We start from the raw sequence: 15,268 nt of genomic DNA on the forward strand, positions 1-15,268 counted from the left end.
AGTCAAATATTTTTATGCTGATGGCGCTAATGGGTTTAATTCTATTGTCTCATTGTTTTCAACAGAGGAAACTGACGTAAGCGCCCTGGATTCGGATTTTGTGGACATGGCCGACTCATTGCCAGCAAATAATCCAAATCGTTTGGTCAGCTCATTGATTTTGGGCTGAGTTTTTACAGAGCTTTCCAAATTATTAAATAGTTTTCTTCTCTCCGGGGTGTACAAGCAAAGCGCTTCCAATAAGGATAAGATGCATTGTTTTAAATAGGTAAAACTAAAATAGCTTTCCTGTTTGTAATCCATGATGATTCTTTCAAAATTAGGATTTTTAACATGAAAAGATATTTGGTCGACACGTTCTTTTGGCGTAAGAGTTCCATCTTCACTGATATCAACCAGTTTATTGATGAGTTCCGTCTTTTTCGCCAGTGTTTCCTCGCTTTCAAACGTCGAATTCTTTTGTTCGATGGCTGCGGTGGAAAGACTAAAGTAATTTTTAAATTGGGCTAAAGCAACTCTTACGGCATCAAGGTGATAATATTTCTCAAAATTATCCCTTTCAAAATTTTTAATTTTTTCCTTTAGCAAGTTTTTTATAGTTAAATTAATATCTTCTGCGAATTTTGAGTGTTGAATAATACTGTCTTTGAATGCCAGTAAATATTCTCTAAGTTTTGTGCGATATTCCTTGTCAGTGTATTGTAAGCCTATATGACGGTTGCAGAAGGCATCTAATTGTTTATTAAATGATTCTGTAGTGTATTCTTCTATATAAAGGAGATCTTCTTGCTCCTGAGTCGATCGTAACTCTTTAAGATAATTCAGCTTTTCTCTGGCAGTGTTTGCCTTCATAAGATAGGTGGCTTTTAAGCCTTCGTAATGGTGGTAACTTGCGATAATGAGAGGCTTAATGAGCGTTAATTTAGGTTCATATTCTTTCAGTTCTGAATTTAAAAGAGTGTCTAGTTCATAATCTTTAGGATCAGGATCTGTATTCTCTGGTAATCGCTTTTGTAATTTTGCCAATTTGTACAGAGCTTTTTTATAAGTTTCGATTAATTCATCATCAGTGGTTTTACCGCTTTTTGTTTTAATAATTTCATATAACTTGATGATATGTTTATAGTTTTTTTCTATTTTATCCAAATGTTGTGTTGCATTTTCGAGTTTTTTATGTGTTATTTTTATTCTTTGATCTATTGGCGTTTTATCACATATCATTCGAATATGGGCTTTGGAATGCAGAGCTAAAGGATGTAACAGGCCTTTATAATATTCATCCGTTATTGTTTTTAATGGTCCTGAGATAGTGCCTGGTACCAAGCCTAGTTTATCTTCCCATGCATCAGCTTCCATCAGCATGGGGGTGAAAATCTTGGAGCGGAATTGATCCAGATTATTCATTACCGCGTCATGTGATGTGCTAATAAATTCATTCAGTTTATTAGTCATTTCTCTATAGAGAGAATACATGGCAGGCGTTTGTAAGAATAATTTGAAATAGGAGTTTGAACTCTTAATAATATTTTCTACAGTAACAGTTGCTTTCTTTGCCTTTAAGTGTAAGTCGTTGAGTTCTTCTGTCGTGAGATAGTTGGTATTTCTTAAGCTTCTAATGTGTTTTGGTGAAATATAAAAAGCATTGAGTGTATACCAAAGGGCATTGTATTTAATATCATGGTTATAAGGTACTTCTAACGGAGACACCTGATACGCATCACTGTGTTCTTGTATTGTTGCAATAAGCGTTTGCGCTTTTTCCAGTAACTCGCTTGCGATGAGCTTAAAATGAGGATCCACAGCAAGTTTTAGCGCTAGCTTCTTAATTTCATTAATGTGATCATAGGCTTGTATTAAGTGATAAACATAGACGCTTTCGTAACTTCTGGTATCCAGCTTTTCCAGTTCAACAACAATTTTTTCAACATGATAAAGACTGTTGAATATGCGTTTTATTGCGATAACCTGCGCGCTCTGGGCAAGCTCTTTATTTTTATCTTGCAATTCAGGGTAAGGAATTCCGTTGGGTTGCTGCTTAAGTTGGGCTTTCATTGCATTATTAAATAATGAAATGATTTGATTTAACTCGGTTCTGAACTCATGTATATATTTAGAGAAATTGGTATGTTTTATTAAATGATGGGCTCTGCTTTCCAGTTTTTCATCATGTTCAAGCTCGGTTGAGTTATTTTCACTGGCAAATTTTTCCTGGGCCCATTTTAAATATTGATTACTCTTTTTACCCCATTGTAAATCAATTTCTGTAAAATAAATTTGAAAATGTTCATCCAGTTTTTCAAACAGATCAACTGCCGGAGCATCATAGGTGGATGACTCATTAGAAAAGGAATGGACCAAAAATTTGTCAAAACTTATTGCGGACGCTCTGAGTTCAGGGGGTATCCCATCGATAAAATAAGGTTGAAATATATTATATAAATTACGGCAGCGAGTTTTGGTCTCTTTATCAAGATTATTTAAATGGAGAATCCTGCCTTCTGTTTCAGCGATTGTCTTAGTTTGTTTTTTTAATAAGGTAATAAATTCGTTATATGCTTTGCTGGCAACTCTGAATTTTTCACGTTTGTTTCTATACCATTGATAGAGGTCAAGAGCCTGTTCAGATGTTAAATCCTCAGGATTAACCAGTATATTATGTCCTTTCTCCGACCTGAATTTTAGTTTCTCAGTAGCGCCATTGGCAGGGTTTAATGCCTTTGATTCATCAATGAGGAAGACGTTTGTTTTTTCACTATAAGGGAATAAAACCAGATTTGTTTGTTTATGGACCGATTCGATGAGGTCTCTATTCAACTCGATATGAAATTGCTGGGTTGCTTTCTTTTTGCTAATTAAAGTTTGTAATGCTTCCTGTTGTGCCAAAACAAAACGGGCATGGTCCGCCGGGAGTGTACCTCTTAACCAGCGCCACGGCTTTGTTAAATAAGAAGACCAGGATTCCGGGCTTTGCAAGCTATCGATCAACAAAATATTGAGATCGGGATCCAAATCCATCATATAAGGACTGATTATTTTGTAATGGGTAACCAGTTGTTTTTTAATTTCATTCGGTAATTGATGTATGGGTTGCTTATTATAGGGGGGGGTGTCCAATAGCTTGTAAAAATTATCCAAGGCTTCTTGCGCTTTTTGTATTTTAAAAAGGGCTTTATTGGCTTCATCAATTCGTTGATATGTTCTTTCCAGTCTTAAAGCGAGAAAACGGGAGTCCTCTATACTGAGTAACTCTTCTCCCTTTTCTTTGAAATTGACGGGTTTGGATGCGTAATAAATTAAAAGTTGGTATAGAGGTTTAATTTTTTCCATTAACGGAATAGACAGTGTACCAGGCTTCAGCATGGCATTGTCTTCAATTTTATCCACTAACCCAAATAAAGTAGGTAATACAACGTATTTTAATTGAGCCAAATTATCACGAATGACGTCTTGGGATGAATCACTGAAATGTCCCATTTGCTCAACAGAGCTTGTCGCCAATGTGATGATATTACGGATAATGTGAATGTATTTTAAAACTTTAAGGGATATAAAAAAGTCATTCCCTTTCAGATGTTCCAGGTCATTTAGTAATTTTAATGATGCGTTTTGTAACTCTTCCAGCTTTTCATTATTTAGGGTAGGCTCTTTTTCTTTGATTTGCGAAGAGTATTGTTGAATGTATTGAGTTAATTTTTCTATATAACCAGGTAATACGGCACTGAATTGAGTGAGGAATTGGTAATCCCAATCTCCTGTTCTCGGTTGCATTTGCTCTAAGGCAATGCCTGTAACTTCTCCTGCTTTATAGCTTATAGGAAAATCCTTCCAAGACTCTGCCAAACGCTTGGTGCATTCCTGGTGTTCACCAGCAAAGGCTTGTAGTTGTCCAATGACAGGGAGAATAAGATCAATCTCTTCCTTGAACATTTCCTGCAAATCAACATCGAGGTTAGTGATTAGATAACCGGCTTGATAGGCCTGGTGAATCGTATTGCTATAAAGTAATTTGAGATCGGGGATAGTTCGTTTGATGTTCCGTATATCAATATTCTCTAAATCCAGGAAAGCTAAACGGGCATGGTAAAGGGCGTTAATCAGTTTCTTGATTTGAGAAATATTTTCCGGGTCAAGATCAAAATCAGTGAATGGAACCCCTTCTTTATTCATTTTTTCCAGGTAGGGCGCCAGTCTGGGATTGAAATGTCTACTTTTTAAAGTCGCAAGAATTTTTGCATTAATTTTTTCAATTAATTTAGAGAATTGGTTTTGCTTAAAGGATTCTAAAAGCTTGATCTTTTCTGAAATCATTTCAATATTAAAAAAATTAACTTGTGATATTATAAAGAAAAATACTTAAGCAAATATTAACACATGATCAGTGCTTGTAAAAACTCAATCTTTTTTGTAAAAAAAAAATTTAATTAAGCCATTTAGTTTGTTTAAATTGCAACTTGAAAAAAATATTGTTGGTCACATCTCTGATTTTTGATATGCCTTAATCGTGTTTGATACGCTCAATGATACTGTATTTTTGACTGCGTCCAGGCTGTGATTGTTAAAGACAAGTTTTTGATTGACTTCCAGTTCAATGCCTACGTATTCATGATGACTGTATTTTTTACGCAAGGATGTAGTAAACCCATCACTGGTTCCTTTATAAGGATAATTCATACGTACCTTTAACTGGGGGTGGAGGATGTTGATTTCTTTTTGCCATTGCCTGGCCAGGATTTTTTCTGAATGACTCTGTGGGTCATATAGAACGCCAATGTCGGTAGTGCGAATGATGTTGTTCATTACCGGCGTAAAACTGTGTGTGGACAGATGCCAAACTTGCAGTCCTTGACTAATCAGTTGGTGAATATGGTTCATGACTTGATTGCGAAATGGAAAATAGAATTGATCCAGTATTTTTTTCTTTTCATCTGAGGGTAGATTGTTTGTAATCTCTGAAAAGCAATGGGGATGATTAATACTCCTGTTGCAATCAACCAAGAGCCTTGTACAGGTAGCCTGAAACAAACTGCAATGGTTTTTTTTATGAATCGACTGTGCGATTTCAAGCGCCCCAAAATCAATTCCTCTGTGTGACTCTAATAATTCTTTATGGCGTTCGAACAGCGTTTGATAGTCATAAGGGACTGTATTGACAGCATGTTCACAACTGATCAGAAGGGCTATATGTTTCATTATATCAGGGGGTAAATTGTTCATTGTGAAGCAAACAATGTGTTAATTGTTTATACACTTGTTTTAAAGAATCATGATTGAGATGGGAACTACAAGCCTTGAGTATTCTTTCACTCAAATTTCCCTGTTTTAAAATAAGTTCCAGGGCCAGTTGCTGTTTCCTGTCCAGTTCATGACTAATTCTTTCAATCAATAGTGACCATATGGTATTGACGGACATTTCTTGGCGAGGTAATTGCCATTGTTCCAGTAATTGTTTGTTATCGATATGACAATTTAATCCATTCTTTATTGTTTGATCAAAAACGTACTTTAAACTCTTGGTATCGCATGGCTTATCAAGATAAAAACTTGAAGTGCTTTGCCAGTATTTTAAAATGGCATTAATTGCTTTTGCTATGGCAATGTCTGCTTCTACACATTCTTGACTGTCAAGAATCCGAATTTCAATAGCTTTCATGTCAAACTTGGGAATTGCAGCACGAGAATTTAACCATTGATATTGTAATATTCCTTCGGGGTCATAAGGGCTAATATCGCGATACATGGGTTCGAGAATTTGTTCCTGGTATTCCCTTTCTGTTCTAATAAACTCAGGAATAATATCGCCGCTGATAGACGGAATCCGTTGCTGATTTCGGCTATAAAAGTACAATCTGGAATCCAGTAATCCTGTCGCTTGACCATCAAGGAATGGAGTACTTGCCGCAATGGCGGGTAATAATGGTAAAATCAAACGAGTGACGTTATGCAATTGACCAAATTCTTCTTCATTGGAATAAGGCAGGTTGACATGCATACTTTGCAGGTTTGCCCAGCCATGCCCCTGGCAGTTGAAAATCGAATCGAATTGATTATATATATCATGGTTACCATGAGGCCAGCGAATTGTTTCGGTATTTGGATCCATCCAGGGATGGGCTCCAGTTGGTAATAATAGCAAATTGTGTTGAGCGAGAAGTGGCTGGAGATCTCTAATGGTTTTCTGGAAATGTTCGGCTACTGGAGCATGTAGTGGTTTGGGACCATTATTTTTTAATTCAAGGACATGCAATACTAATTCATTGCTTATCGCAATATCTCCTAATTCTATTTCATTAACCTGATGGCCAGCCAAAGCACGTAATATAAGATCGCTTTTCGGTTGGACATTCAAACTCTCTTTATCCACTAGCATGTATTCTATTTCTATCCCTAAGACAGAAAAAATAGGAAAATCAGACATAACCATGTTTCCTGCGAATTCGTTGTAAAAAGACGCTCATAATCTGTTCATACAGATTTTGGCCGAGTATTTTATCTTCAAGGCCATGATCAATATTGGGATTATCATTCACTTCGATGACGTAATATTTATTACCATGACTTTTTATATCGACACCATATAACCCGTCACCAATCAAGCGCGTACTTTTCAGAGCTATTTTAATAATCTGCTCTGGTACTTCATGAAGGGGCAGCGTTTCACTATCCCCTTCTTTGTTTTCTTCCTGGCAATGCCAATCATAGATTTGCCAGTGGCCTTTTGCCATAAAATAGCGGCAGGCAAAAAGTGCTTTATTATCAAGGATGCCGATGCGCCAATCAAATTCAGTCGGTATAAAAGGTTGAACCACTACCAAATCAGAATTTTTAAAAAACTGGTTTAGAGATTTCTGCAAAGATTTTTCATCATCTATTTTAACCACCCCATGAGAAAAAGCGCTGTCCGGCTTTTTTAAAACGCAGGGGAATTCAATCTTGGGTAATTCCTTGTCATATTTGCTGATAAATAAGGTTTCTGGCGTCATGATTTGGTGACTGCTTAAGAGTTCTGCAAGATAAACTTTATTCGAGCATTTAATAATGGATTGTGGGTCATCAATAACGACCAAATTCTCCTGGGCTGCGCGTCGTGACACACGATAGGTATAATGATTCACTGAAGTGGTCGCTCTAATAAAAAGGGCGTCGTATTCAGCAATCGCTTTTGCTTCATTTTTATCTATGATGTCAACGTTTAATCCCAATTCTTCGCCACAAGAAACAAACAGTTCAAGGGCTTTTTTATTGGAGGGCGCATTGGGTTCGGATGGGTCGACAAGAATGGCCAAATCATGAAATCGTTGTTTTTTACGCCACTGATGAACCCGTTTTTTTGATAAGTAATTGTCGGCTGATTGACGCATAAACTCGAGATGATGCTCTGGTACATCTGACAAAGATAAGGGAACGACTGTCTTAATCCGCCATTGTTTTTTCTTTTCCAAATAAAAACGAATGAGTGGTAAAGGAAAAAGACCATGGAGTTGTTTTGCCAATGTTGCATATCGCTTTGCCAGATTTTGGCCAAAATAGAGGCTTAAAACAAATTCATTGCCTTTGATATCGTGGAGACTGTGTTGTATTTCTTCATGAGTATCCTGAGAGATCAGTTTGGATAAACTGACGTTTAAAACATCCTGAATACTGTGTACAGAGGGTAATGCTTTGTGATCACGGGCTTGAGCAAGTAAAGATACATAATAGCCAATCGATTGGTAATTATAAGATCGGCATAAGTTAATGACCCGAAATGATTTATTTTGATGATACTCATCGCCACTAAGATATTCCAAGGCATGTACTATCGGGGCAAGTTCACTTAAAAAAGACCAGCTGTCCAGATCATCGGTAACAATAACTGTTTGCATTTATTACTCTTTAGGTTCAATTATGAGTAGATTCGCATCATAAGTTAGCACACCAAGCATTATAGAGTTAATCAAGCGATTGATGCTTACTTTATAATAATTGTTATGAGACAGTGGGTTTTCTGTATGGGGGTCAGCAACAATTACAAGGCGTTTTTTTACGTCATAACCGCACAGTACAACAAAATGCCCACAAGGCTCACCACGAATATCATCGTAAACTGATTTGCCTTCCGGAGTAAAGTATTCTCTTGCACTGCGATAAAGGTAGGTAGCACTTAAACCAGTTAAAATGGGGATTTTCTTATTAAAATATTTTTTTAACAAGTCCACGTTAAGTGATTTGGAGCGGATAGTCCCCCCCAGTTTTAAGTAGTCTAAATAAGCTAGAGACGCTTTGGTAATATAGGGATCATTTTTATATTTCATCTGGGCTTCAAGTTTATCCATTAAAAAGGAATTATTGACTTCACCATTATGAAACCAGGTCAGGTCAAATATATTCAGGTTATAGATATAAACAGTTGTTCTAAATCCATGAAGCAGGGCATGTTTTCCCAACATGGGTGTTAAAGTCCCACCTGAAAGCGATTTATCCACTCCTTGAATGATTTCGTTTAATGGTAAATCCAAACCGTAATATAAATAAATGGCGTGTAAGCTGGTTGGTCCGCAAGTTTCATCATCAGGTTGAGTTTGTATTATCAGGTCAATCATAGGCAAGTCCTTGCGGTAAAAATAGTGCCTTCATGATTTAAAATTAGACACGGGTATCTTCTTTGTCAAATGGTCTAATCAATTCAATAACAAGTCATTTTAGGAGCCTGATCATGGTATGATGTTTAAGGAAATGAAGTTGAAAAAATAATAATCATTTGCAGAGTTAATATTTTTAATATAAGAATTGAAGCCTGTTATTTTAAAACTTTTACAGAGAGTTCAAGGATAAAATCAGCAATCTCTTCTGGATGGCTCAAATAATTGATATAGGCCTTGATATGAATTGGTTTGTTAATGCGTTCACCGGATTTTTTTGATTCTTCTATCATTTTTTTAACTACCTCTCCTTCTGTGCACATAAAATAAACATCGGATTCAGGTCTACGCAGAAATTGCGCTTGAAAGGCTTTAAATGCGAGGGATACTTTGCATTTTGCTTGTTTGGCATGATAAAAACCATGTAATCCTCCAGCTATATCCGCACCAACTGCCAAGGCACCAAAATACATAGAATGCAGATGATTGCGACTGCGTCTTGTCAATGGTAGTCGCACAACAATTTCATTATCGGTCAGCTGAATTAATTTAGGCTTTAAATAGCCAATCAAGGCTACTTTAAAGTGGCTAAAAAACCATAAAAAGAATTTAAATTGGGTTAATGGGCTCATGTATTTTCCTGAATTTCCAAATTGGTAACGATTTTTTTGACGCCGTGTATCTCATTAACTCGTTTAATGATGGCTGCAATGGAGCGCGCACTTTTTACATGCCCAGACAAGGTAACCTCGCCATTCGTTGTGCTGGCATTAATTCCAACCAATGGTATTGATTCATCATCAAGAACTTTGGCTTTTAGAACGGCTGTTTCAACTTCTGCTGTGATGAAGGCATCTGTGAATGCCGTGTTGACTTTCTTTATGTGAAGATCGTTGGCATGAACCGCCTTGACACCTTTCGTGCTTTTCGCGATCTGCAAGGCATCGATGAAAGCCTGTTTGTCAGGAGCATAGCCGCTTAAGGTCACAACTCCCTTTTCTGTGTCAATTGAAATTTTTAATGGATTCAAGTGCCTGCTTTCGGCAAACTTTGCAGTAATTTTGGCAGTAATCACTGAATCACTTACTTCTTGTTCTATTTCCTGTAGATTGCTGGCATAAAATGTACTTGTAACAAAAACTAATGCAGTAGCCAAAATAAAATGCATACACTTAGGCATGGTTGAGTCCTCCTGTTGTTGCTTTTATCAGGACTTACGAAAAACCCCAATCTCTTTGTTAAAAAAAGTTTTTAATTCGGTCATTTAGTGTATCTAAACTCTCTCATTAACAACATTTTTTGCCTTGACCTTGGGTTTTTCGTAAGTCCTGTTTATATTGAAGCAGAATTTAAAGCGGGAGTATAGATTTACAAGTGAATTACGTATGGTTATGGGGACAATCCATATTTCGGGTGATTCCTGTTTAATTCGTAATTATAATGCATTTAGAAAAATACTTAAGCTTTGAATTATGTATGGGGAGCCCGCTGCTGCAGATCGTCCCAGGATAGTTAAGGTAAAGGTTAACTTGATATTGAGTTCGTCTATGGCTACGGATTGTCTGATAATCCAATAACTCATACCTGAATAAAGACCTGTTGAGAGAATTTGAGTGTCGGACAGTAAAACTGGATGAAGAGTCAATTGCTTTTCACGAATGTCTTTCATATTCCCACCTAAAAATCCGGTTATTCCACTCCAGGCATTAAGTGAATAATTTTTACGAACAGTGGCAAAATCTTGTGGTTTTGAAGTATAACTGACAGATAAAGTATCCATAAGGGTTTGCTGAGCCCATTGAATCACCCTGGTATTACCATTAGCGGCATAGAGAGCAGGCGAGTTGATTGAGAGAACCACAATGAAAAGCAAGTTTTTTATTAGTGATTTCATATTAAAATCCCTATTTCTCATCATAGTGTGCAATTTGTTTTATTATTATAGCAGAGATATACTCACCTATTTTTAAGTCAAATTAACGAATTTTATGCATACCATTACCATTCGCGGCGCAAGAACCCATAATCTCAAGAATTTGGACTTGGATCTTCCTCGAGATAAATTAATAGTAATAACTGGATTGTCCGGTTCTGGGAAATCGTCTTTAGCCTTTGATACTCTCTATGCCGAGGGACAACGCCGTTACGTGGAGTCTTTGTCTGCCTATGCACGGCAGTTTTTATCCATGATGGAAAAACCTGATGTTGATTCAATAGAGGGGCTATCTCCTGCGATTTCTATAGAACAAAAGGCAACTTCCCATAACCCGCGTTCGACTGTAGGCACCATTACCGAAATTTATGACTATTTGCGTTTGCTTTATGCCCGAGTAGGAGAGCCAAGGTGTCCTACCCACCATACCAGTTTACATGCTCAGACTATTAGTCAAATGGTTGACCAGGTGTTGGCTTTACCCGAAGACAGTAAAGTGATGATTCTGGCGCCTGTTGTTCGTGAACGAAAGGGAGAGCATGTCCAGCTTCTGCAACAATTACAAGTCCAGGGTTATGTCCGTGCCCGTATTGATGGGGAGCTTTATGAGCTGGATTCTCCCCCTAAATTAGGATTACGCACCAAGCACACTATAGAAGTAGTTATTGATCGCTTTAAAGTGCGCTCTGATTTGGCTCAACGTTTGAGTGAGTCTTTTGAAAATGCGCTCAATCTGGCAGATGGCCTTGTCATCGTTGCGTCAATGGATGGGAGTTTCAAGGAACTTTTATTTTCTTCCCGGTTTGCCTGCTCTGAATGCGGTTACAGTTTAAGTGAACTGGAGCCAAGGCTGTTTTCATTTAATAATCCTGTGGGAGCTTGCTCTTCTTGTGATGGTCTTGGTGTGGATCAGTTTTTTGATCCAGCAAGAGTTGTCCACGATGCAACCGCCAGTTTGGCAGAAGGGGCAATCAGGGGGTGGGATAAGAAAACCACTTATTATTTCAGTATGCTTGAATCGCTTGCTCGGCACTATGGTTTTGATACCAATACGCCTTTTTGTGATTTAAGTGAAGCAATGCAACAAATCGTTTTGTATGGTAGTGGCCGTGAAATAATCGAGTTTCAATATCATAGACCCAATGGAGGATATATGGTGAAGCGGCATAGTTTTGAGGGAATAATTCCCAACATGCAACGCCGCTATCGCGAGTCAGACTCTGGTATGGTCAGGGAGGAACTTGCCAGATACTTATCCTCACGCCCTTGTCAATCTTGTCAGGGGGCGAGATTACGTGAAGAAGCTCGACATGTATTTATTAAGGATAAAAATCTACCAGAAATTACCAGCTACTCTATTGAACAAGCGTATCAGTTTTTTAAAGAGCTGAAGTTATCAGGGTATAGAGGTGAAATTGCAGCAAAGATAAATAAGGAAATTGTAGAACGACTGGGATTTCTGGTGAATGTCGGTTTGGATTATTTGTCTCTGGCTCGAAGCGCGGAGACTTTATCCGGAGGAGAAGCTCAGCGTATTCGCCTGGCCAGTCAAATAGGTTCAGGACTTGTAGGTGTCATGTATATTTTGGATGAGCCTTCAATAGGGTTGCACCAGCGTGACAATGATCGATTATTGAGTACTTTAATGCATTTACGTAACCAGGGAAATACTGTAATCGTTGTGGAGCATGATGAAGATGCTATTCGAAGTGCTGATTTTGTTCTTGATATAGGTCCTGGCGCTGGAGTTCATGGTGGTGAAGTAGTTGCTAGCGGTTCTCCAGAAGAAGTCATGAACAATCCGGCGTCTCTCACTGGTCAATATTTGTCTGGTAAAGAGGCAATAGAAATTCCAAAAGCTCGAATCCCGGTTAACTATGATCGGATGATTCATTTAAAAGGAGTGACTTGTAACAATTTACATAGTGTTGATGTCAGTATTCCTTTAGGCTTGTTTACTTGCATTACTGGTGTTTCTGGTTCAGGTAAATCCAGTTTGATTAATGATACTTTATATCCTATTGCTGCCAATGCACTAAACAGAGCCAGCTTAATGACTACAGGTGAGGTTAAGGACATTTCCGGACTGCATCTTTGTGATAAGGTTATTGACATTGATCAGAGTCCAATTGGCAGAACTCCGCGTTCGAATCCTGCAACTTATACTGGTTTATTTACTCATATAAGAGACTTGTTCTCAGGGACTCCCGAATCGCGAGCGCGAGGATATCAGCCTGGACGTTTTAGTTTTAATGTCAAAGGTGGACGATGTGAAGCTTGCCAAGGCGATGGTCTTATTAAGGTTGAAATGCATTTTTTACCTGATATATACGTTTCGTGCGATGTGTGTCAAGGCAAAAGGTACAATAGGGAAACTTTGGAAATTCACTACAAAGGCAAAAATATTCATGAAGTGTTGGATATGACAGTGGAAGACGCATGCACTTTTTTTGCTGCCATTCCTGTTATTGCCAGAAAATGTCAAACATTAATGGATGTTGGTTTGTCTTATATAAAGCTTGGACAAAGTGCAACTACTCTCTCTGGAGGGGAGGCACAAAGAATTAAATTGGCCAGAGAATTATCAAAAAGGGATACTGGGAATACACTGTATATTCTTGATGAACCCACAACGGGGTTACATTTTCATGACACTAAACAGTTATTAACGGTGTTGACTCGCTTGCGCGAGCAAGGAAATACCATCGTCATTATTGAACATAATTTGGATGTGATAAAAACGGCGGATTGGATCATTGATCTTGGTCCAGAAGGAGGCAGTAAAGGAGGAAAGGTTATTGCAACAGGGACGCCCGAAATGGTTGCCGAAACTTCTCAATCTTTTACAGGCCAGTTTTTAAAACAAATGCTCTCTAAATCAAATTAGTTTCTAAAAGTCAAATAATTCATTAATTCTCAAATTGTCTTTATATTTGATGTTTTATTCAGGTTGTTTTTAGACAATCTGAATGTATTTTTCGACAAAAGACACTGTATCCAGTAGTTTCTTTTTTCTTATCTTACCTGTTATTTTTTGAAATTTCAGGCTATAAATTAAGGAAAGGATCTTTCATAGGATAAGAAGATGAAAACATTTTTTATCGCAATTTTAATTATTATTGCACTTGCTTTTATTTGGGCAATTAGCATATATAACACTCTAATTGGATTAATTGAGGCAATTAATAACAATAAAAAACAAATAGATATTCAATTGGATAGGCGATTTAAAGTTTTTGAATCACTGATCGAAGCAGTTAAAAAATACATGGATTATGAAAAAACCACTCTCAAGGATGTTGTTGCATTACGTAATCAGGCACAGGCCGCTAAAGAAGCCGGAGATGAGCAAGGAAGAATTGCTGCAGAAAATGGAATTTCAAAAATTGCATCCAATTTGAATTTGGTTTTTGAACAGTATCCTGATTTGAAAGCAAGCCAAAATGTCATGCAATTACAAGAGGAAATTGTTAATACAGAAAACAAACTGGCTTATGCGAAACAAGCTTATAACGATGGAATAGAACGTTATAACGCAAAGAAAAAATCATTTTTTGAATCCATGGTTGTGGCAATGTTTTCTTCTGCTTTGGATAAAGAATTTATCTATTGGGGGCTTCCAGAAGAACAAATTCAGGCAAAAGAAAATTACACTGTGAAACTTTGAGCCATAAGCCATGGGGATTGCAGATTATCATGCCACCGCAGGAGATTGGCGTGCACAATTGAGGCGGAATGAGAAAAAGACCCGAAGTGTGATTGTGGTCTTTTTTTTAGTTTATATCCTTGTGGGATTGATAGTCGATGCTTTTGTTTTACAAGGTATGTATTCTCATGCCTCTTTGGAAAAGATTATCTATGCTTTAATCACTTTTAAAGTGGTGCCTATTGCTACTTTATTAATGATCGCATTCGCAGGTATTTCTTTGTTAATTACTTATGCTCTTTATGACCGCATTATGTTATTGGGAACGGAATACTATGAAATAACACCAGAAACGGCCCGGACCTTACAAGAAAAACAATTATACAACGTTGTTGAAGAGATGAAAGTAGCATCAGGCTTGCAATATATGCCCAAAGTTTACATTATCGAAGCCAATTACATGAATGCTTTTGCCAGCGGTTATAGTGAGAAATCGGCGATGGTTGCGATTACGCGTGGCTTGATGGAAAAGCTGGACAGGGCTGAAATGCAGGCTGTAATGGCTCATGAGTTAAGTCATATCAGACATCATGATATTAAATTGACTCTCATGGTTGCCGTGCTAAGTAATATTTTATTGATAGTCATCGATATCCTGTTTTATTCCGTAATTTTCAAACGAGACAGAAGAGGGGATAACCGTTTGTTAATGATTATTATCATCTTAAGATATGTCTTACCCATTATTACTGTTTTGTTAGCTCTCTTTCTAAGTCGAACCAGAGAATACATGGCTGACGCCGGTTGTGTGGAATTAATGAGAGATAACGAGCCTATGGCCAGGGCTTTGCTTAAAATTAATCAAGATCATGTCGAGAATGCAGAACAATATGCGAAAGCTTATGGGGATACTCCTCATGAGCAGGTAAGGCAAGCCTCCTATCTATTTGATCCTTCTCATATTGACCCAGTAAAATCGCTAAATAATGCCTTTTCAACTCATCCTAGTATAGAACAGCGTCTGGAAGCATTAGGTTTTAAACGCAAATAGATTGGTTTTGTAAGAAATCC

Annotated in this window: 11 protein-coding genes; 3 read left to right on the top strand and 8 right to left on the bottom strand. The window is 37.5% G+C overall.

What is annotated here, in order from left to right:
• Positions 1-12: 12 nt before the first annotated feature.
• The 8 genes from sdhA to CC34_RS0106380 form a co-directional block, all read right to left on the bottom strand.
• A complete protein-coding gene (sdhA, locus tag CC34_RS0106345) occupies positions 13-4,308 on the bottom strand; it encodes a Dot/Icm T4SS effector SdhA (protein ID WP_028379260.1) in 4,296 nt (1,431 codons plus the stop codon).
• A 162-nt stretch (positions 4,309-4,470) separates the two neighbouring features.
• Positions 4,471-5,214, bottom strand: coding sequence for an N-formylglutamate amidohydrolase (locus CC34_RS0106350; RefSeq protein WP_032830455.1), 744 nt, complete (start codon positions 5,212-5,214; stop codon positions 4,471-4,473).
• Positions 5,195-6,415, bottom strand: coding sequence for a carboxylate-amine ligase (locus tag CC34_RS0106355; protein WP_027228954.1), 1,221 nt, complete (start codon positions 6,413-6,415; stop codon positions 5,195-5,197). The genes CC34_RS0106350 and CC34_RS0106355 overlap by 20 nt, the downstream gene beginning before the upstream one ends.
• Positions 6,408-7,862 carry a RimK family ATP-grasp domain-containing protein gene (locus CC34_RS0106360; RefSeq protein ID WP_027228953.1) on the bottom strand — a complete coding sequence of 485 codons (1,455 nt, stop codon included), beginning with the start codon at positions 7,860-7,862 and terminating at the stop codon, positions 6,408-6,410. The genes CC34_RS0106355 and CC34_RS0106360 overlap by 8 nt, the downstream gene beginning before the upstream one ends.
• Positions 7,863-7,865: 3 nt before the next feature.
• Entirely contained in the window at positions 7,866-8,579 is a 714-nt protein-coding gene (locus CC34_RS0106365) for a C39 family peptidase (protein WP_027228952.1), read from the bottom strand.
• 197 nt (positions 8,580-8,776) lie between these two features.
• Positions 8,777-9,250 (bottom strand): hotdog family protein, encoded by a 474-nt coding sequence (locus CC34_RS0106370; RefSeq protein WP_028379261.1) that lies wholly within the window; start codon positions 9,248-9,250, stop codon positions 8,777-8,779.
• Positions 9,247-9,798, bottom strand: coding sequence for a BON domain-containing protein (locus tag CC34_RS0106375; protein ID WP_027228950.1), 552 nt, complete (start codon positions 9,796-9,798; stop codon positions 9,247-9,249). The genes CC34_RS0106370 and CC34_RS0106375 overlap by 4 nt, the downstream gene beginning before the upstream one ends.
• Before the next feature lie 255 nt (positions 9,799-10,053).
• Positions 10,054-10,512: a hypothetical protein gene (locus CC34_RS0106380; protein ID WP_027228949.1), complete on the bottom strand. Its 459-nt coding sequence runs from the start codon at positions 10,510-10,512 to the stop codon at positions 10,054-10,056.
• Between the two features lie 94 nt (positions 10,513-10,606).
• Between CC34_RS0106380 and uvrA the strand changes: the two genes are divergently transcribed.
• From uvrA to htpX, 3 genes are all read left to right on the top strand, one after another.
• Positions 10,607-13,438 carry an excinuclease ABC subunit UvrA gene (uvrA, locus tag CC34_RS0106385; protein WP_027228948.1) on the top strand — a complete coding sequence of 944 codons (2,832 nt, stop codon included), beginning with the start codon at positions 10,607-10,609 and terminating at the stop codon, positions 13,436-13,438.
• A gap of 198 nt (positions 13,439-13,636) precedes the next feature.
• The gene (locus CC34_RS0106390) at positions 13,637-14,218 is read left to right on the top strand and encodes a LemA family protein (RefSeq protein ID WP_011945576.1); all 582 of its coding nucleotides are present in this window, start codon (positions 13,637-13,639) and stop codon (positions 14,216-14,218) included.
• A gap of 10 nt (positions 14,219-14,228) precedes the next feature.
• Complete coding sequence (gene htpX, locus CC34_RS0106395) at positions 14,229-15,248, top strand: zinc metalloprotease HtpX (RefSeq protein WP_028379262.1); 1,020 nt, start codon at positions 14,229-14,231, stop codon at positions 15,246-15,248.
• Positions 15,249-15,268 lie beyond the last annotated feature (20 nt).

Origin of the sequence: Legionella pneumophila subsp. fraseri (assembly GCF_000586315.1) — a bacterium.
Classification (GTDB): Bacteria; Pseudomonadota; Gammaproteobacteria; order Legionellales; family Legionellaceae; genus Legionella; species Legionella pneumophila_B.